Consider the following 17,884-nt stretch of genomic DNA (forward strand, 5'->3'; position numbering starts at 1 on the left):
TTCACGCTTTCCTGGCACCTCCGACTAATCTCGTCGCGAGAACTCCGCCGCCACGCCACGGTGTTCCGCCGACCCATCAGGACGACGGAAACACCCGGATCGATCGCTCTGTGTCCCCGGCCCGATCGCACCGCCCAGACCGGGCGGAAGCGGCGCAGTGACCTGCCACACGCTGTAGTCCCAGTGCCGGATGGATGAGGGAGAACGTCCACGATGAACCGCAAGACCCTGGTGCCGCTGGCCGTCACCGGCCTGCTCGCCCCCGTCCTCGTCGCATGCGGCAGCACGGACGGCGCCTCGGGCGGCGGTGACGCCATCGTCGTGGGCACCACGGACCAGTTCGTCGCGAGCGCCGATTCCCCCGCCCCCCTGGACCCCGCCTACGCCTACGACACCGGCACCTGGAACGTCCTGCGCCAGACCGTCCAGACCCTGATGCGCTCCCCGCGCGGCGGCGGCGAGCCCGTCCCGGATGCGGCCGAGTCCTGCTCGTTCACCGACAACGCCAGCGAGAGCTACCGCTGCAAGCTGCGCGACGGCCTCACCTTCGCCGACGGCACCCCGGTGACCGCCGAGGACGTGGTCTTCTCCATCCAGCGGGTCCTCGACATCGACGGCGACAACGGCACCGCCGCCCTGCTGTCGAACATCGACACCATGGAGACCAAGGGCGAAGACGAGGTGATCTTCCACCTCTCCACCCCGGACGCGACCTTCCCCTACAAGCTGTCGACGCCGGTGGCCGCCATCGTCAGCCCCGGGAAGTACGACGGCAAGAAGCTCCGCTCGGGCTTCGAGGTCGACGGCAGCGGCCCGTACACGATGAAGACCGAGACCGACGGGGACCGGGTCAGCAAGATCGTCTTCACCCGGAACGAGAAGTACAAGGGCGGGGTCAAGCTCCGCAACGACCGCATCGAGCTGCGCTCCTTCGCCGACTCCGGGTCCATGGGCACCGCCCTGGAGGCCGGCGACATCGACATGATGACCCGCGCGATGTCCCCCGAGCAGATCCGGGAGCTGTCCGAGAGCCCCAAGGAGGGCATCAAGCTCACCGAGGTCCCCGGCCTGGAGATCCGCTACCTCGCCTTCAACACCGCCGACTCCACGGTCAGGAGCAAGGCCGTCCGCCAGGCCATGGCCGCCGTCGTCGACCGCGGCGCGATCGCCGGACAGGTCTACGGCTCCACCGCCGAGCCGCTGTACTCGCTCATCCCCAAGAGCATCGCCGCGCACACCAACTCGTTCTACAACAAGTACGGCGAGCCCAACCGCAAGAAGGCCGCGGGCATCCTCGCCCAGGCGGGCATCGACACCCCGGTCGAGCTGGAGCTGAACTACACCACCGACCACTACGGCGAGGGCACCGCCAAGGAGTTCGAGGCGCTGCGCGACCAGCTCAACGCCACCAAGCTCTTCGACGTGAAGGTCAAGGGCGCCGAGTGGTCCGAGTTCCGCCCCGCCCAGAAGCGCGGCGAGTACGCGGTCTACGGCCTCGGCTGGTTCCCCGACTTCCCGGACCCGGACAACTACACCGCCCCCTTCCTCGACAAGGGCAACTTCCTCAACACGCCCTATGCGAACGAGGAGGCCCGCGGCCTCATCCCGCGGTCCCGCCGCGAGGCCGACCGCACCGCCGCCTCCCCGGCCTTCCAGCGGATCCAGGACATCGTCGCCGACGAGGTCCCCTTCCTCCCGCTGTGGCAGGGCAAGCAGTACGTCGCCGCGCGCGAGGACGTCACCGGTGTCGAGTGGGCCCTCAACACCAGCTCCGACCTCCAGTTGTGGGAGCTGGCCCGCGGCAGCAGCTCCTGACCGGGCGCCCGACCCGCCCGCGGCCGTCCCGGCCGGTTCATGTGAACCGGCCGGCTCCCGAGAACCGGCCGGCCACCCGTACCGGCCGGCTCCCGAGAAACAGAGGCACGTCCTGTGAAGGCTCTACTCACGAAGGGCGCGGCGCCCCTCGCCGTCGTCCTCTCCACGGCCCTGCTCGCCGGCTGCGGCATCGACCAGGGTGACGGGGGCGGCGGTGACGGCGTCGTCGTCGGCATGTCCGACCAGGTCCTCGCCACCGACCCCGCGGACGGCTACGACCCCGGATCGTGGCTGCTCTTCAACAACGTCTTCCAGTCCCTGCTGAGCTTCCCCAAGGGCAGCACCACCCCGCGCCCCGACGCCGCCGAGGCCTGCGGCTTCGACGGCAGCGGCAGCACGGTCTACCGCTGCGTCCTGCGCGACGGCCTCACCTTCAGCAACGGCAACAAGCTGACCTCGAAGGACGTCAAGTTCTCCTTCGAGCGGGCCCTGAAGATCGACAGCGACACCGGCCCGGTGCCGCTGCTCACCACCATCGACCGCATCGAGACCCCCGACGAGCGGACCGTCGTCTTCCGCCTGACCGCCCCCGACGCCACCTTCCCCAGCAAGATAGCCTCGGGCGCCGGCTCGATCGTGGACCACCGCGAGTACGAGGACGGGGAGCTGCGCACCGACGGCAAGGCCGTCGGCTCGGGCCCGTACAAGCTCGACTCCTTCAGCGAGGACCGCGCCGTCTTCTCGGTCAACCCCGAGTACAAGGGCGACGCCGAGCCCCGCAACGGCGGCGTCACGCTGACCTTCTTCGACGGCGACCAGAAGGCCCTCGCCGCCGCCCTCAAGAAGGGCGAGGTCGACATCGCCTACCGCGGTCTCACCGCGAAGGACGTCGCCGACCTCCAGAACTCCGGCTCCTCGGGCGAGGAGCGGATCTCGGTGATCGAGGGCACCAGCGCCGAGGTCCAGCACCTGGTCTTCAACATGGACCACCCCGTCGCCGGCAAGCTCGCCGTCCGCCGCGCCTTCGCCCAGCTCGTCGACCGCGACGCCCTGGTCAGGGACGTCCACCGGGCGACCGCCACCTCGCTCTACTCGATCGTCCCGGCGGGCATCGCGACCCACAACACCGCCTTCTTCGACCGCTACGGCGGCAGCCCCCGGCCCGCCGAGGCCCGCAAGACGCTGCGCGAGGCCGGCATCACCGAGCCCGTCGAGCTGACCCTCTGGTCCACGCCCAGCCGCTACGGCCCGGCCACCGACCAGACCCTGCGCGCCGTCGCCGCCCAGCTCAACAAGAGCGGCCTCTTCCGCGCCACCGTCGAGTCGGTCCCCTTCGAGAAGTACGAGAAGGAGATCCACGCCGGGAAGTACGGCGTCTACGTCAAGGGCTGGGTGCCCGACTACCCGGACCCCGACAACTTCACCCAGCCGTTCTTCGGCCCGGACAACGTCCTCGCCAACAACTACGAGAACAAGAAGATCACCGGGGAGATCATCCCGGGGACCTCGGCGGTGACCGACCGCGCCTCGACCGAGGGCGCCTTCGGCGAGCTCCAGGACCTGGTGGCCGAGGACGTGCCCGTCCTCCCGCTGTGGCAGGGCAAGCAGTACGCCGTCGCCCGCGGGAACGTCACGGGTCTGGAGTGGACCCTCGACGCGTCGACGGTCTTCCGCTTCTGGGAGATCAAGAAGGGCTGACCGGCCCCGGCCTCGCCCGCTGGCACGACGAACGGGACGGCCCCCGGAGCTCCGGGGGCCGTCCCGTCTCGGTTCCGCGATGCCGGCTGGGGGCTCACTGCGCCCCGGGACGCACCAGCCCGCTCTCGTACGCGTAGACCGCGGCCTGCACCCGGTCCCGCAGACCCAGCTTCGTCAGCACATGGCCCACATGCGTCTTGACCGTGGTCTCGCTGACGAACAGGTCCGCCGCGATCTCCGCGTTCGACAGGCCGCGCGCCACCAGCTTCAGGACCTCCACCTCGCGCTCGGTCAGCGTGTTCAGCGCGTCCGGGACGGGCTCCTCGCCCGAGGGCAGATGGTCCGCGTACTTGTCCAGCAGGCGGCGCGTGACGCTCGGCGCCAGCATCGCCTCACCGGCCGCGACCACCCGGATCGCCTGCACCAGCTCGTTCGCCGGGGCGTCCTTGAGCAGGAAGCCGCTGGCCCCCGCGCGCAGCGCCTCCACCACGTACTCGTCCAGGTCGAAGGTGGTCAGCACCAGCACCTTCGCCGGACCGTCCCGGCCCGGGCCGGTGATCTGCCGGGTCGCCTCGACGCCGTCCATCCGCGGCATGCGGATGTCCATCAGCACCACATCGGGCTGGAGCGCCCGCACCTGGTCGAGGGCCTGGAGGCCGTCCCCGGCCTCGCCGACCACCGCGAGATCCGGCTCCGCCTCCAGGATCATGCGGAAACCGGTGCGCAGCAGCGGCTGGTCGTCGACCAGCAGGACGCGGATAGCCACAGGGAGTCCTCCTTCAGACCGGGCCCATTCTGCCCTGACCATCCTCCGCCGACGCGGCCGGGGAGACGCTCAGCGGATAGACCGGGGGAGTCCCGCCGAACTCGGGACAGAACTCCTGGTGGTCGCACCAGCCGCAGAGCTTCGTCCGCCGGGGCCGCCAGTCGCCCGTGCGCGTCGCCAGCTCGATCGCCTCCCACAGCGCGAGCAGCTTGCGCTCCATGCGCTCCAGGTCGGCCATCACGGGGTCGTACGTCAGCACATCGCCGCTGCCCAGGTAGACGAGCTGGAGCCGACGCGGCAGCACCCGCTTCAGCCGCCAGACCACCAGCGCGTAGAAGGTCATCTGGAACAGGGCGCCCTCGTTGTACTCCGGGCGTGGCGCCTTGCCCGTCTTGTAGTCGACGATCCGCACCTCGCCCGTGGGCGCCACGTCCACCCGGTCGATGACCCCGCGCAGCCGCAGCCCGGAGTCCAGCTCGGCCTCCACGAACAGCTCCCGCTCGGCCGGCTCCAGCCGCGTCGGGTCCTCCAGCGAGAACCAGCGCTCCACCAGGTGCTCCGCCTCGCCCAGCCAGCGCGCCAGCCGCTCGCCCTCCGCGTCGTCCGCGAACAGCCCGGCCAGCTCCGGGCGCGACTCCAGCAGACGGTCCCACTGGCCGGGCACCAGCGAACGGGCCCGCGGCGCCGTTCGCTCGGCCGCCGGGGCGTCGAACAGCCGCTCAAGGACCGCGTGCACCAGGGTGCCGCGGGTGGCCGCCTCGCTCGGCTTCTCGGGCAGCCGGTCGATCACCCGGAAGCGGTACAGCAGCGGGCACTGCATGAAGTCGCTCGCCCGCGACGGCGACAACGACGACGGCGGCGCGGCCACGCGCCTGGCCGCACCGGGCGCCCCGCCGGGCTGGGCTCCGCCCGCCTGGGCCCCAGCCGCCTGCGTCCCGCCTGCGCCGGACCGTGCCCCGTCCGGGCCTGCGGCGCTGGACGCGCCGGGTCCGCCCTCGTCCGCGCCGGGCGCGGTAGGCGCCGCGCTGGGCCCGCCCGCCTGGGCCGCCTGCGTTCCGCCCGCTTGAGCCCCAGCCGCCTGCGTCCCGCCCGGCGGGGCCCCTTCCGCGCCTGCGGCGCCGGGCGCGGCCGGCGCCCCGCCGCGCGATGCCTCGCCCGCACCGGGCGCGGACCCTGCCGGGTCCGCTTGCGCGCCGCCCGCGCCGGGCGCGGCACCCGCGCCGGACCGGGCCCCACCCGCGCTGTCGGGCGCCCCCGCCCGCTCCGCGGGCGAGGCGCCGGTCTGCGCGGGGACGGCGGCGGCAGGGCCGCCCGCCGCCGGAGGGGGCCCCGCGGCGGCCCCGCCGCGGGGCCCGTCGGTGGACGGCTGACTCGTACTCATGACGTAAGACCCTACGGCCCGCCACCGACAGTCGTCGGCATACCATCGACGGCAGACCCCCGGACCGGCATGCTCGAACGAGCGGAACCGGTCCGCAAGATCCTCGGCGACGAAGGGACCCCGTGAACGAGGACGAGACGAGCGGCGAGCGCGAGCGGCCGCGGTCCGAAGCGGGCGGCACCACCGGGAAGAACAGCACCCCGGAGCCCCGGGGCACGGAAACGGCGGGGGCGGCCACCGGCAAGGACGCCGCGACGCCCGACCCGCACCGCTCCGCACCCGGCGGCGGCATCCTGATGGGCCGCCCCTTCGGCGTGCCCGTCTACGTCGCCCCCAGCTGGTTCGTCGTCGCCGCCCTCATCACCTGGATCTTCGGCGGCCAGCTCGACCGCGTGCTGCCCGAACTCGGCGGCGCCCGCTACCTCGTCTCCCTCTTCTTCGCCGTCGCCTTCTACGCCTCCGTCCTCGTCCACGAACTGGCCCACACCGTCGCCGCGCTCCGCTTCAAGCTGCCCGTGCGCCGCATCCAGCTCCAGTTCTTCGGCGGGGTCTCCGAGATCGAGAAGGAGACCGAGACCCCCGGCCGCGAGTTCGTCCTCGCCTTCGTCGGACCGCTGCTCTCCCTCGTCCTCGCCGGGGTGTTCTACCTCGGCATGGCCGCCGTGGAGCCCGGCACCGTCCCCGGCGTCCTGCTCGCCGGCCTGATGATCTCCAACCTGATCGTCGCCGCCTTCAACCTGCTGCCCGGCCTCCCGCTCGACGGCGGCCGGATGCTCCGCGCGGTGGTCTGGAAGCTCAGCGGCAAGCCCATGACCGGCACCATCGCCGCCGCCTGGGTCGGCCGCGCCCTCGCCGTCGCCGTCCTCATCGGCCTCCCGCTGCTCACCCACACCGGCGCCCTCGGCAACGCCACCGAGGACATCGGCGGGATGGAGACGGTGATGGACGCCCTCCTCGCCGCGATCCTCGCCGCCATCATCTGGACCGGCGCCGGGAACAGCCTGCGGATGGCCCGCCTCCGCGAGCACCTGCCCGAACTCGCCGCCCGCGCCCTCACCCGCCGGGCCGTCCCCGTCGAGACCGACACCCCCCTCTCCGAGGCCCTGCGCCGGGCCAACGAGGCCGGCGCCCGCGCCCTCGTCGTCGTCGACGGCCAGGGCGACCCGACCGCCCTCGTCCGCGAGGCCGCCATCGTCGGCGTCCCCGAGCACCGGCGCCCCTGGGTCGCGGTGGGCACCCTCGCCCAGGACCTCACCGACGGCATGCGCGTGCCCGCCGAACTCGCCGGCGAGGCCCTTCTCGACCGGCTGCGCGCCAGCCCCGCCACCGAGTACCTGGTCGTCGAGGAGACCGGCGCGATCTACGGCGTCCTCTCCACCGCCGACGTGGAACGCGCCTTCGTCCAGGCCATGGCCCGTCCCGCGGGCTGACCCCGGGGCCCGGAGGGCGTCCCGGGGCGCCGGAACGAGCCGGTACTCTGGTCACATGTCCGAACCGACCGGTGCCGCCCGCCGTCGCGGGCCCTTCAAGGTCGGGGACCAGGTCCAGCTCACCGACCCCAAGGGACGCCACTACACGTTCACGCTCGAGGCCGGGAAGAACTTCCACACCCACAAGGGTTCCTTCCCCCACGACGAGCTGATCGGCGCTCCCGAGGGCAGTGTTGTCCGTACCACGGGAAACGTCGCCTACCTTGCGCTGCGCCCCCTGCTCCCCGACTACGTCCTGTCCATGCCCCGCGGCGCCGCCGTGGTCTACCCCAAGGACGCGGGGCAGATCCTCGCCTTCGCCGACATCTTCCCCGGCGCGCGCGTCGTCGAGGCGGGCGTCGGCTCGGGCTCGCTGAGCGCCTTCCTGCTGCGGGCCATCGGCGACCAGGGGATGCTCCACTCCTACGAGCGCCGCGAGGACTTCGCCGAGATCGCCCGCGGGAACGTCGAGCGCTACTTCGGCGAGCCGCACCCCGCCTGGCAGCTCACCGTGGGCGACCTCCAGGACAACCTCACCGACGCCGACGTGGACCGGGTCATCCTGGACATGCTCGCCCCCTGGGAGTGCCTGGACGCGGTCTCCAAGGCCCTCGTCCCCGGCGGCATCCTCTGCTGTTACGTGGCCACCACCACCCAGCTCGCGCGCACCGTCGAGTCCATCCGGGAGATCGGCTGCTTCGCCGAGCCGCAGCCCTGGGAGTCGATGATCCGCAACTGGCACGTCGAGGGACTGGCCGTCCGCCCGGACCACCGGATGATCGGCCACACCGGCTTCCTCGTCACCGCCCGCCGGCTCGCCGACGGCGTGGAGCCCCCGATGCGCCGCCGCCGCCCCGCCAAGGGCGCCTACGGCGAGGACTACGAAGGCCCCAACAAGGGCTGATACCCCACCCGGGGCACCGACCCGACAACGCACCGGCGCCGCCGTCGAGTTCCCGCCACCCCGCGGGGAACTCGGCGGCGGCGCCGTCGTCTTGACCCGGCGGCGCACACCGCCCCGTACCGATTGCGCACCCCCCTGTTCCCCGGGCGTGTGACGTGTGGCACGATGCTGGCCACTCCCACCGCGCACGACCCCTCAGGAGACAGCCGGCGTGCCACATCCCGTCGTTCCGGACCTCGCGCACACCCACGCCCGCCCGGTGCACTGGCTGCTGACGGCGACGGCGATGGCGGCGGTCGTCGCGGCCGCGGGACTCCTCCAGCCGGAGGCCGCCACCGCGACCCAGAAGGCCCCCGGGAAGCCCCCGGCCGAAGCCCCCGCGGCCGCACCCGCCCCGGCGCCCGATCCCGCCGACGCGGAGCTGCCGCTGGACTGCGGCGGGCTCGACAGCGTGATCACCCAGCGGGCCACCGGCGATCTGGACGGCGACCGCAACCCCGAGACCGTGGTGGCCGCCCGCTGCGACGCCGGCTCCGGTACCCCGCCGCACGGCGTCTACGTCATAGCCACCGGCCGCGACGGCACGCCCCGGACCGTGGCCACCCTCGTGGACCCCGCCCGGAAGAACAGCGTCGACGAGCTGACCGTCGGCGACCGGACCGTCACCGCGACGCTGCTCGGCTACTCCTCGCCCGACGTCCCGAGCTGCTGCCCCGATCTGCGCGAGCGGGCCGAATGGCGCTGGCAGGACGGGAAGTTCGTGCAGAGCCGCGCCGCCGAAGCGCTGGGTGTGTGATCCGTCACTCCGCGTCGGGGCCGTAGACCTCGACCTTGTCCGAAACGCGACGTACATGGATGCAGTCGCCCGGGCACTCCTTGGCCGAGTCGACCACGTCCGTCAGCAGCGGCAGCGGTACCGGGGTCGTCGCGCCCGGGTCCTGGAGCAGCTCGTCGTCCCCGGACTTCACATACGCCAGGCCGTCGATGTCCAGCTCGAACACCTCGGGCGCGTACTGCGCGCAGATGCCGTCGCCGGTGCACAGGTCCTGGTCGATCCAGACCTCCAACGCCTCGGCGGCGCCATCGGTGGGAACCTCGTCCTGCACGGTCATATCTCCTGCCGTTTCCTTCGTCGGCCCCGCGGAACGAAGCAAGTCGCGCCAGCTCTGACGGGTGTTGAACGCTTCGACGATACAACCGACCGCTTTCCGATGTTGCCGGGTGGGTATCTCCTGGGTATTCCCTGGGCACGAGGGAGAGCGCAAGGGTGAAGATCGGACACACCCCTTCCGTCTTTGTGATCTAGGGGTTTCAATCACCACCCACACAGGTAGGGTCAGGAAGCGTCCAGCTCCCCTTGGAGGAGGTGAGGACCGTGGCAGCCCACGACGACGACATCAACCGCGGCATCCGGCCGGGGCGAGGGTCTGAGGACCCCGCCGGCCAGGTTGCCTATCTCGAGCAGGAAATCGCCGTCCTGCGCCGCAAGCTCGCCGACTCTCCGCGCCACACGAGGATTCTCGAAGAGCGGATCGTCGAGCTGCAGACCAACCTGGCCGGCGTGTCCGCGCAGAACGAGCGGCTCGCCAACACACTCCGTGAGGCCCGCGACCAGATCGTGGCCCTCAAGGAGGAGGTCGACCGGCTCGCACAGCCCCCCGCCGGCTTCGGAGTGTTCCTCCAGGCCAACGAGGACGGCACCTGCGACATCTTCACCGGGGGCCGCAAGCTCCGGGTGAACGTCAGCCCCAGTGTCGAGCCGGAGGAGCTCCGGCGCGGCCAGGAGGTCATGCTCAACGAAGCGCTCAACGTGGTCGAGGCCATGGAGTTCGAGCGCGCCGGGGACATCGTCACCCTCAAGGAGATCCTGGAGGACGGCGAACGCGCCCTGGTGATCGGGCACACCGACGAGGAACGGGTGGTGCGGCTCGCCGAGCCCCTGCTGGACATCACCATCCGCCCCGGCGACGCCCTGCTGCTCGAACCCCGCTCGGGATACGTCTACGAGGTCGTCCCCAAGAGCGAGGTCGAGGAACTGGTCCTCGAAGAGGTTCCGGACGTCGACTACGACAAGATCGGCGGCCTCGGCGGCCAGATCGAGATGATCCGCGACGCGGTCGAGCTCCCGTACCTCCACCCCGACCTCTTCAAGGAGCACGAACTGCGGCCGCCCAAGGGCATCCTGCTCTACGGCCCGCCCGGCTGCGGCAAGACGCTGATCGCCAAGGCCGTCGCCAACTCCCTTGCCAAGAAGGTCGCCGAGGTCACCGGACAGCCCCAGGGCAAGAGCTACTTCCTCAACATCAAGGGCCCCGAGCTGCTCAACAAGTACGTCGGCGAGACCGAGCGGCACATCCGCCTGGTCTTCCAGCGGGCCCGGGAGAAGGCGAGCGAGGGCACGCCCGTCATCGTCTTCTTCGACGAGATGGAGTCCCTGTTCCGCACCCGCGGCTCCGGTGTCAGCTCCGACGTGGAGAACACGATCGTCCCCCAGCTCCTCGCCGAGATCGACGGCGTCGAGGGCCTGGAGAACGTGATCGTCATCGGCGCCTCCAACCGCGAGGACATGATCGACCCCGCGATCCTGCGCCCCGGCCGGCTCGACGTGAAGATCAAGATCGAGCGTCCGGACGCGGAGGCCGCCAAGGACATCTTCGCCAAGTACCTGACCCCCTCCCTCCCGCTGCACTCCGACGACCTCGGCGAGCACAGCGGGTCCAAGGAGGCCGCCGCGAGCGCCATGATCCAGTCGGTCGTGGAGCAGATGTACGCGGAGTCCGAGGAGAACCGCTTCCTTGAGGTCACCTACGCCAACGGCGACAAGGAAGTCCTCTACTTCAAGGACTTCAACTCCGGCGCGATGATCCAGAACATCGTCGACCGGGCCAAGAAGATGGCCATCAAGCAGTTCCTCGACCACAACCAGAAGGGAATCCGCGTCTCCCACCTCCTCCAGGCCTGCGTGGACGAGTTCAAGGAGAACGAGGACCTCCCCAACACCACCAACCCCGACGACTGGGCCCGTATCTCCGGAAAGAAGGGCGAGCGGATCGTCTTCATCCGCACCCTGGTCACCGGAAAGCAGGGCGCCGACACCGGCCGGTCCATCGACACCGTCGCCAACACCGGCCAGTACCTGTAACCACCCTCGGTGACGCACGGCACACCGGCTGCGGATGCCCGTCCCCTGCCACGGCAGAAGGACTCCCAGCATCCGCAGCCGGTCGCATTCCGGCCAGGCACGGCCCCCGGTCGGCCACACCGGAGCAATGACGCAAACGATCTCCCCACCCACGCGGCGGCGCAATAGGCTCTCCGGTAGCGCCGGGCGGCGCGCGGCGGGGCAGTACACCGCACGCGCACCGGAGAGCAGCGGTATCTGAGCGCCACCCCGGCACGGGGGCGCCGCAGGGCAAGGAGGGCCGCATGACCGTACGGCGAGTAATGGGCATCGAGACGGAGTACGGGATCTCCGTCCCCGGTCACCCGAACGCCAATGCCATGCTCACCTCGTCCCAGATCGTCAACGCGTACGCGGCGGCGATGCACCGGGCGCGCCGCGCCCGCTGGGACTTCGAGGAGGAGAACCCGCTGCGGGACGCCCGGGGCTTCGACCTCGCCCGGGAGGCCGCCGACTCCAGCCAGCTCACCGACGAGGACATCGGCCTCGCCAACGTCATCCTCACCAACGGCGCCCGGCTCTACGTGGACCACGCCCACCCCGAGTACAGCTCCCCGGAGGTCACCAACCCGTGGGACGCCGTCCTCTGGGACAAGGCCGGCGAGCGGATCATGGCGGAGGCCGCCGAGCGCGCGGCCCAGCTGCCCGGCGCCCAGCCCATCCACCTGTACAAGAACAACACCGACAACAAGGGCGCGTCCTACGGCACGCACGAGAACTACCTGATGAAGCGGGAGACCCCCTTCTCGGACATCGTGCGCCATCTGACCCCGTTCTTCGTCTCCCGCCAGGTGGTGACCGGCGCGGGCAGGGTCGGGATCGGGCAGGACGGCCGGGAGCACGGCTTCCAGATCAGCCAGCGCGCGGACTACTTCGAGGTCGAGGTCGGCCTGGAGACCACCCTCAAGCGCCCCATCATCAACACCCGGGACGAGCCGCACTCCGACGCCGAGAAGTACCGCCGGCTCCATGTGATCATCGGCGACGCCAACCTCTCCGAGATCTCGACCTACCTCAAGCTCGGCACCACGGCGCTGGTCCTGTCCATGATCGAGGACGGCTTCATCACCGTCGACCTGGCCGTGGAGCAGCCCGTGCGCACCCTGCACGAGGTCTCCCACGACCCCGGCCTCCAGCACCTGGTCACTCTCCGCAGCGGCCGGATGCTCACCGCGGTCCAGCTCCAGATGGAGTACTTCGAGCTGGCCCGCAAGTACGTCGAGGAGCGCTTCGGGGCGGACGCGGACGAGCAGACCAAGGACGTCCTCACCCGCTGGGAGGACACCCTGAACCGTCTGGAGACCGACCCGATGAGCCTCTCCGGCGAGCTGGACTGGGTCGCCAAGCGGGAGCTGATGGAGGGCTACCGCCGCCGTGACAGCCTGGACTGGGACGCGGCGCGCCTGCACCTGGTGGACCTCCAGTACGCCGACGTACGGCCCGACAAGGGCCTCTACAACCGTCTGGCGGCCCGCGGGAAGATGAAGCGCCTGCTGGACGAGGAGGCCGTGGAGCGGGCCGAGAGCAAGCCCCCGGAGGACACCCGGGCCTACTTCCGCGGCCGCTGCCTGGAGCAGTACGCGGACGACGTGGCCGCGGCCTCCTGGGACTCGGTGATCTTCGACCTCCCGGGCCGGGACTCGCTCCAGCGCGTGCCCACCCTGGAGCCGCTGCGCGGCACCAGGAACCACGTCAAGGAGCTCCTGGACCGCTGCCGGACGGCCGAGGACCTGGTGAGGGTCCTCTCCGGCCAGTGACCGGCGGCCCCTCGGAGGGCTGAAAGCACTCCCGTCCGGGAATCATGGAGATGGTCCCCGGACGTTGAGTCAAAGCACGGGGCCGATGTCGGACCCGGCTTGTAGGGTCTGATCTTGACCGAACGAACTCACGTCAGGGCACATAGAGCGGGGTGAGGGACATGGCGACCAAGGACACCGGCGGCGGGCAGCAGAAGGCCACGCGTTCCACGGAGGAGGTCGAGGAGCAGGCGCAGGACGCGCAGGCCGCGGAAGACCTCAAGGAGCGCCAGGAGAAGCTGAGCGACGACGTCGACTCGGTACTGGACGAGATCGACGACGTCCTGGAGGAGAACGCCGAGGACTTCGTGCGTTCCTTCGTGCAGAAGGGCGGCCAGTAGGCCGATCCGCCTTCGATCCGAAGGCGTGCGGAGGGTTGTGGTGGGCGGTGCGCGGCCCGGTTCCGGCCGGGCCGCGTGGCGTCCGCACATCCGTTCCGTTGGTCGGGCCGTTCATGTGGATCACCGCCGGAACGCGGGTAGGGTCCGTGGCACAGTCTGCTTCAACTGCAATTCGGCCACCGGCATGTTGGGGGGATCCACCCCCTTCACCCTGCGTCGGGCCGTCGCACACCTGGAGGGAAACGCGTGGAAGCCAACACTCGTAGCACCGGGCGTCTACCCGCTGCCTTCCTGACGCCGGGCTCGTCGTCCTTCATGGACTTCCTCGGGGACCACTCGCCCGAGCTGCTTCCCGGGAACCGCGTCCTGCCGCCCCTCCAGGGGGCGATCGAGGCGCCGCACGGCACGACGATCGTGGCCGTGACCTTCCCCGGAGGCGTGGTGCTCGCGGGTGACCGGCGGGCCACCATGGGGAACATGATCGCCCAGCGGGACATCGAGAAGGTGTTCCCGGCCGACGAGTACTCGGCGGTGGGCATCGCCGGCACGGCGGGGCTCGCGGTGGAGATGGTGAAGCTGTTCCAGCTGGAGCTGGAGCACTTCGAGAAGGTCGAGGGCGCGCAGCTCTCCCTGGAGGGCAAGGCGAACCGCCTGTCCACGATGATCCGCAGCAACCTCGGCATGGCCATGCAGGGCCTGGCCGTGGTGCCGCTCTTCGCCGGGTACGACCTCGACCGGGAGCGCGGCCGGATCTTCTCGTACGACGTGACGGGCGGCCGTTCCGAGGAGCACGGCTACGCGGCGACTGGATCGGGCTCGATCTTCGCCCGCGGCGCCATGAAGAAGCTCTTCCGGGACGACCTGACCGAGCAGGAGGCGACGACGCTGGTCGTCCAGGCGCTGTACGACGCCGCGGACGACGACTCCGCGACGGGCGGCCCGGACGTGGCGCGGCGGATCTATCCGATCGTGACCGTGATCTCGGACGAGGGCTTCCGCCGGCTGTCGGAGGAGGAGACCTCGGGGATCGCCCGCGCGATCCTGGACGGCCGCCTCACCCAGCCCGACGGCCCGCGCGCCGCGCTGCTCTGATGTTTTCGCCTTCTCCGAGAGAGCCTTCTCCGACAGAAAGGGACGGATAGCCGGTGTCGACGCCGTTCTATGTCTCGCCTCAGCAGGCGATGGCCGACCGGGCGGAATACGCCCGGAAGGGGATCGCCCGTGGTCGCAGCCTGGTGGTGCTGCAGTACGCCGACGGCATTGTGTTCGTCGGTGAGAACCCGTCCCGTGCCCTGCACAAGTTCAGTGAGATCTACGACCGGATCGGCTTCGCCGCGGCCGGCAAGTACAACGAGTACGAGAACCTGCGGATCGGCGGTGTGCGCTACGCGGATCTGCGCGGCTACACCTACGACCGCGACGATGTGACGGCCCGTGGCCTGGCCAACGTGTACGCGCAGACGCTGGGCACCATCTTCTCCAGCGCGGGGGAGAAGCCGTACGAGGTCGAGCTGGTGGTCGCCGAGGTGGGCGACTCCCCGGAGGGCGACCAGATCTACCGCCTCCCGCACGACGGCTCGATCGTGGACGAGCACGGCTCGGTCGCGGTCGGCGGCAACGCCGAGCAGATCAGCGGCTATCTGGACCAGCGGCACCGTGACGGGATGTCGCTGGCGGAGGCGCTGAAGCTCGCGGTGCAGGCGCTGTCCAGCCAGGCCAACGGCAACGACCGGGAGATCCCGGCGGAGCGCCTTGAGGTGGCGGTGCTGGACCGCACACGGCCCCAGCAGCGGAAGTTCAAGCGGATCGTGGGCCGGCAGCTCTCCCGGCTGCTGGAGGCCGAGGAGGCGGCGACGACGCCGACGGACGCCCCGTCGGACGAGGCCGACTCCCCGGATTCCACGGGCTCCACGGATTCCGCGCCGGAGTAGCCGTACGGCAGGTCGAACGGTGCCCCGGGCCGCGCAGAGCGGCCCGGGGCACCACTGTGTCCGGGGCCGGGTCTCAGGTGGCGGGCGGGGGAGCGGTGGAGCCGCGGGCCACCAGTTCGACGGGGAGGTCCCCGGGGGCGGGCCGGCGGCCGTCGAGGACGGCGAGCAGGGCGCTCATGCCCTGCTCGCCGATCTGCTCGGCGGGCAGGCGGACGGTGGTCAGCTCGGGTTCCAGCGCGGTGGCGAGGGCGAGGTCGTCGAAGCCGGTGACGGAGAGGTCCCCGGGCACGCGCAGGCCGAGGCGGCGGGCCGCCTTGCAGGCGCCGGCGGCGAGGATGTCGTCGTCGCAGACCAGGGCGGTGGGCCGGGGGCCGGGGGCGGTGAGGGCCGTCTCGGCGGCCCGGCGCGCGGAGTCCACGTCCAGGGCGGAGGGGGCGGTGGTCAGTTCGACGCCCGGAGCGGCGGTGAGCGCGGTGCGCAGGGCACGGGCGCGGACGTCGAAGGTCCAGGAGGGCACGGCGGAGGCGAGGTGCAGGATGCGGCGGTGGCCGAGCCCGAGGAGATGGGCGGCGATCTGCCGCATGCCGTCGGCGACGTCGAGGTTGACGTGGGCGGCGGCGTCGGTGCCCGCGGGGTCGCTGTCGAGCATCACCAGCGGGAGGTCGGTGCCGCGGATGGCGCGCAGGGCCTCGGCGGCCATGGAGGAGGCGATGACCCCGTCCAGGGCGGCACGGGCGGAGGCGAAGGGGTCCCGGGCCGGGCCGATGCCCTCGGGGGAGGGGTAGAGCACCACGCCGAAGCCGTGGCGGGCGGCGAGGGCGGCCGCGCCGGTGTAGACGCGGGCGAAGTACTCGTTGGTGAGGGCGGGGACCACCAGGAGGGCGGTGCGGGTGTGCCCGAGGCGGAGGTTGCGGGCGGCGAGGTTGGGGCGGTAGCCGAGGTCGCGCGCGGTGTCGCGGACGAGGGCGGCGGTGCGTTCGGAGACCCGGCCGCGCCATTTGTCGCCGAGCACCAGGGAGACGGTGGCCTGGGACACTCCGGCGGCCCGGGCGACGTCCTTGCTGGTGGGCCGGGCGGCCGCGGCCGGCGGGGACGGGCGTCCGGTGGGGTGTGCCATGGGTGCCCGTCCTCGGCCGCGCGGCGGGGTGGCCCGTCCGGGGCGGCGGCTCGGTGGACCCGCGGACTGAGGTCATGGTACGTATGGGGGAACACGTTATACGTAAAACTTCGAGGGATCCGAGATCGTTTCCGGGCACGTGCCGAGCGTCCCGGGGCCGGTGCTCCGGTGGATCCGAGGGAGAGGGGCGGCCCCATGGCGGCCGGATACGCGGACATCCTCAAGGCGCCGCACGCGGCCCGCCTGCTGGCGGGCACCCTGGTGGGCCGGCTGCCCAACGCGACCGCGCACATCGCGATCGTCCTGTTCACCCGTGCCGAGGGCGGCAGTTACACCCTGGCCGGAGCCCTCGCCGCGGTGTACGGCCTGGCCACCGCCGTCGGCCAGCCCCTCCTCGGGCGGGCGGTCGACCTCTACGGCCAGCCGCGGGTGCAGCTCCCCTCCGCCGTGGTCTCCGCGCTCGGCATGGCCCTGCTCGCCTCCTCGGGCACCGGATCGCTGCCCGTCGCCTATCTGGCCGTCACGGTCGCGGGCCTGTTCACGCCCCCGCTGGAGGGCGGGCTGCGGGCCCTGTGGCCGAGCGTCCTGGGCCGGGAGGACCGGGTGCACCGGGCGTACGCGATGGACGCCGTGGCGCAGGAGATCATGTTCACCCTCGGCCCGCTGCTGGTCACGCTGCTCGTCGCGATCTGGTCCCCGGCCGCCGCGCTGCTGGTGATCAACGCCATCGGTGTCGTCGGCGCCCTCTCCGTCGTGCTGTCGAAGCCCTCGCGGACCTGGCGCTCCGCTCCCCGGGAGGCGCACTGGCTGGGCGCGCTGCGCTCCCCGGGCCTGCTGGCCCTGCTGGGCGCGTTCTTCTTCGTCGGCCTGGCCCTTGGCTCGATCACGGTCGCGGGCGTCGCCTACGCCGACGACCAGGGCCGGGAGGCGGTGTACGGCTGGCTGATGGCCGCCCTGGGCCTGGGTGCCCTGATCGGCGGGCTCCTCTACGGCGCCCGCCAGTGGGCGGGGGAACCGGAACGCAGGCTGCGGATCATCACCGCCCTGCTGGCCCTCGGCTACCTCCCGCTGGTGCTCACCCCGGGGGTCGCGGCGATGACCGCCCTGTCCGCCCTCGCGGGCGTGTTCCTGGCCCCGGCCATCGCCTGCGCGTTCATCGTCGTGGACCGGCACGCGCCGCGCGGGACCGTCACGGAGGCCTTCTCCTGGCTGGTGACCACCTTCGGCGTGGGCGCCGCCGTGGGCACGGCGGTGGCCGGTCCCGCGGTGGAGATCGGCGGCACGGCGTGGAGCTTCGCGGTCGCGGGCGCCGGCGGGTTCGCCGCCCTGCTGGTGCTGACGGCCACTCAGAAAGTGCTCGCGGCCCCCGCGCGCACCGGCGCCCCGGCGGGCCCGGAGACCCGGCCCGGAGCGGGTACTTCGGAAAATGATCGAAACGGGGCCGCTCAACCCGGTTTCAGCTCAGGCCGCGAGGCGTAATGTTCA

Annotated in this window: 16 protein-coding genes; 12 read left to right on the top strand and 4 right to left on the bottom strand. The window is 71.6% G+C overall.

Annotated elements, in window-relative coordinates; genetic code table 11:
- Positions 1-213 precede the first annotated feature (213 nt).
- Together ABZ457_RS15880 and ABZ457_RS15885 are read left to right on the top strand one after the other, a co-directional pair.
- Positions 214-1,815 carry an ABC transporter substrate-binding protein gene (locus tag ABZ457_RS15880; RefSeq protein WP_359158111.1) on the top strand — a complete coding sequence of 534 codons (1,602 nt, stop codon included), beginning with the start codon at positions 214-216 and terminating at the stop codon, positions 1,813-1,815.
- 114 nt (positions 1,816-1,929) lie between these two features.
- Positions 1,930-3,513, top strand: a complete 1,584-nt coding sequence (locus ABZ457_RS15885; RefSeq protein ID WP_359158112.1) for an ABC transporter substrate-binding protein — start codon at positions 1,930-1,932, stop codon at positions 3,511-3,513.
- Positions 3,514-3,607: 94 nt separating this feature from the next.
- Here ABZ457_RS15885 and ABZ457_RS15890 read toward each other — a convergent pair whose 3' ends face one another.
- Together ABZ457_RS15890 and ABZ457_RS15895 are read right to left on the bottom strand one after the other, a co-directional pair.
- Positions 3,608-4,279 carry a response regulator transcription factor gene (locus ABZ457_RS15890; protein ID WP_359158113.1) on the bottom strand — a complete coding sequence of 224 codons (672 nt, stop codon included), beginning with the start codon at positions 4,277-4,279 and terminating at the stop codon, positions 3,608-3,610.
- Positions 4,280-4,292: 13 nt separating this feature from the next.
- Positions 4,293-5,147 carry a RecB family exonuclease gene (locus ABZ457_RS15895; RefSeq protein WP_359158114.1) on the bottom strand — a complete coding sequence of 285 codons (855 nt, stop codon included), beginning with the start codon at positions 5,145-5,147 and terminating at the stop codon, positions 4,293-4,295.
- A gap of 635 nt (positions 5,148-5,782) precedes the next feature.
- Between ABZ457_RS15895 and ABZ457_RS15900 the strand changes: the two genes are divergently transcribed.
- From ABZ457_RS15900 to ABZ457_RS15910, 3 genes are all read left to right on the top strand, one after another.
- Positions 5,783-7,090: a site-2 protease family protein gene (locus ABZ457_RS15900; protein ID WP_359158115.1), complete on the top strand. Its 1,308-nt coding sequence runs from the start codon at positions 5,783-5,785 to the stop codon at positions 7,088-7,090.
- Positions 7,091-7,145: 55 nt separating this feature from the next.
- Complete coding sequence (locus ABZ457_RS15905) at positions 7,146-8,033, top strand: tRNA (adenine-N1)-methyltransferase (RefSeq protein WP_359158116.1); 888 nt, start codon at positions 7,146-7,148, stop codon at positions 8,031-8,033.
- A gap of 211 nt (positions 8,034-8,244) precedes the next feature.
- Entirely contained in the window at positions 8,245-8,829 is a 585-nt protein-coding gene (locus ABZ457_RS15910; protein WP_359158118.1) for a hypothetical protein, read from the top strand.
- A 4-nt stretch (positions 8,830-8,833) separates the two neighbouring features.
- Here ABZ457_RS15910 and ABZ457_RS15915 read toward each other — a convergent pair whose 3' ends face one another.
- Positions 8,834-9,145 carry a ferredoxin gene (locus ABZ457_RS15915; protein WP_018849000.1) on the bottom strand — a complete coding sequence of 104 codons (312 nt, stop codon included), beginning with the start codon at positions 9,143-9,145 and terminating at the stop codon, positions 8,834-8,836.
- 263 nt (positions 9,146-9,408) lie between these two features.
- Here ABZ457_RS15915 and arc point away from each other — a divergent pair, with 263 nt between their 5' ends.
- The 6 genes from arc (at position 9,409) to prcA (ending at position 15,282) form a co-directional block, all read left to right on the top strand.
- Positions 9,409-11,175, top strand: a complete 1,767-nt coding sequence (gene arc / locus ABZ457_RS15920) for a proteasome ATPase (protein WP_359158119.1) — start codon at positions 9,409-9,411, stop codon at positions 11,173-11,175.
- Between the two features lie 284 nt (positions 11,176-11,459).
- Positions 11,460-12,971 (top strand): depupylase/deamidase Dop, encoded by a 1,512-nt coding sequence (dop, locus tag ABZ457_RS15925; protein WP_359158120.1) that lies wholly within the window; start codon positions 11,460-11,462, stop codon positions 12,969-12,971.
- 161 nt (positions 12,972-13,132) lie between these two features.
- A complete protein-coding gene (locus tag ABZ457_RS15930) occupies positions 13,133-13,351 on the top strand; it encodes a ubiquitin-like protein Pup (protein WP_018848997.1) in 219 nt (72 codons plus the stop codon).
- Positions 13,352-13,391: 40 nt separating this feature from the next.
- The gene (locus tag ABZ457_RS15935; protein WP_359158184.1) at positions 13,392-13,646 is read left to right on the top strand and encodes an endonuclease domain-containing protein; all 255 of its coding nucleotides are present in this window, start codon (positions 13,392-13,394) and stop codon (positions 13,644-13,646) included.
- The gene (prcB, locus tag ABZ457_RS15940; RefSeq protein ID WP_359158121.1) at positions 13,598-14,443 is read left to right on the top strand and encodes a proteasome subunit beta; all 846 of its coding nucleotides are present in this window, start codon (positions 13,598-13,600) and stop codon (positions 14,441-14,443) included. The genes ABZ457_RS15935 and prcB overlap by 49 nt, the downstream gene beginning before the upstream one ends.
- Before the next feature lie 53 nt (positions 14,444-14,496).
- A complete protein-coding gene (gene prcA, locus ABZ457_RS15945) occupies positions 14,497-15,282 on the top strand; it encodes a proteasome subunit alpha (RefSeq protein WP_359158122.1) in 786 nt (261 codons plus the stop codon).
- 73 nt (positions 15,283-15,355) lie between these two features.
- Here the strand turns inward: prcA and ABZ457_RS15950 are convergent, their stop codons facing one another.
- Positions 15,356-16,399, bottom strand: coding sequence for a LacI family DNA-binding transcriptional regulator (locus ABZ457_RS15950; protein WP_359158123.1), 1,044 nt, complete (start codon positions 16,397-16,399; stop codon positions 15,356-15,358).
- A 195-nt stretch (positions 16,400-16,594) separates the two neighbouring features.
- On the opposite strand from ABZ457_RS15950, the gene ABZ457_RS15955 reads away from it, so the two are divergent.
- Positions 16,595-17,878, top strand: coding sequence for an MFS transporter (locus ABZ457_RS15955; protein WP_359158125.1), 1,284 nt, complete (start codon positions 16,595-16,597; stop codon positions 17,876-17,878).
- Positions 17,879-17,884: the final 6 nt, after the last annotated feature.

The organism is Streptomyces sp. NPDC005805 (assembly GCF_040630445.1).
Classification (GTDB): Bacteria; Actinomycetota; Actinomycetes; order Streptomycetales; family Streptomycetaceae; genus Streptomyces.

Bases quoted from the DNA above. Each gene is read 5' to 3' on its own strand.
- ABZ457_RS15880 (WP_359158111.1), top strand. From the start codon at position 214: ATGAACCGCAAGACCCTGGTGCCGCTGGCCGTCACCGGCCTGCTCGCC.
- ABZ457_RS15905 (WP_359158116.1), top strand. From the start codon at position 7,146: ATGTCCGAACCGACCGGTGCCGCCCGCCGTCGCGGGCCCTTCAAGGTC.
- ABZ457_RS15915 (WP_018849000.1), bottom strand. From the start codon at position 9,145: ATGACCGTGCAGGACGAGGTTCCCACCGATGGCGCCGCCGAGGCGTTG.
- dop (WP_359158120.1), top strand. From the start codon at position 11,460: ATGACCGTACGGCGAGTAATGGGCATCGAGACGGAGTACGGGATCTCC.
- ABZ457_RS15930 (WP_018848997.1), top strand. From the start codon at position 13,133: ATGGCGACCAAGGACACCGGCGGCGGGCAGCAGAAGGCCACGCGTTCC.
- ABZ457_RS15950 (WP_359158123.1), bottom strand. From the start codon at position 16,399: ATGGCACACCCCACCGGACGCCCGTCCCCGCCGGCCGCGGCCGCCCGG.
- ABZ457_RS15955 (WP_359158125.1), top strand. From the start codon at position 16,595: ATGGCGGCCGGATACGCGGACATCCTCAAGGCGCCGCACGCGGCCCGC.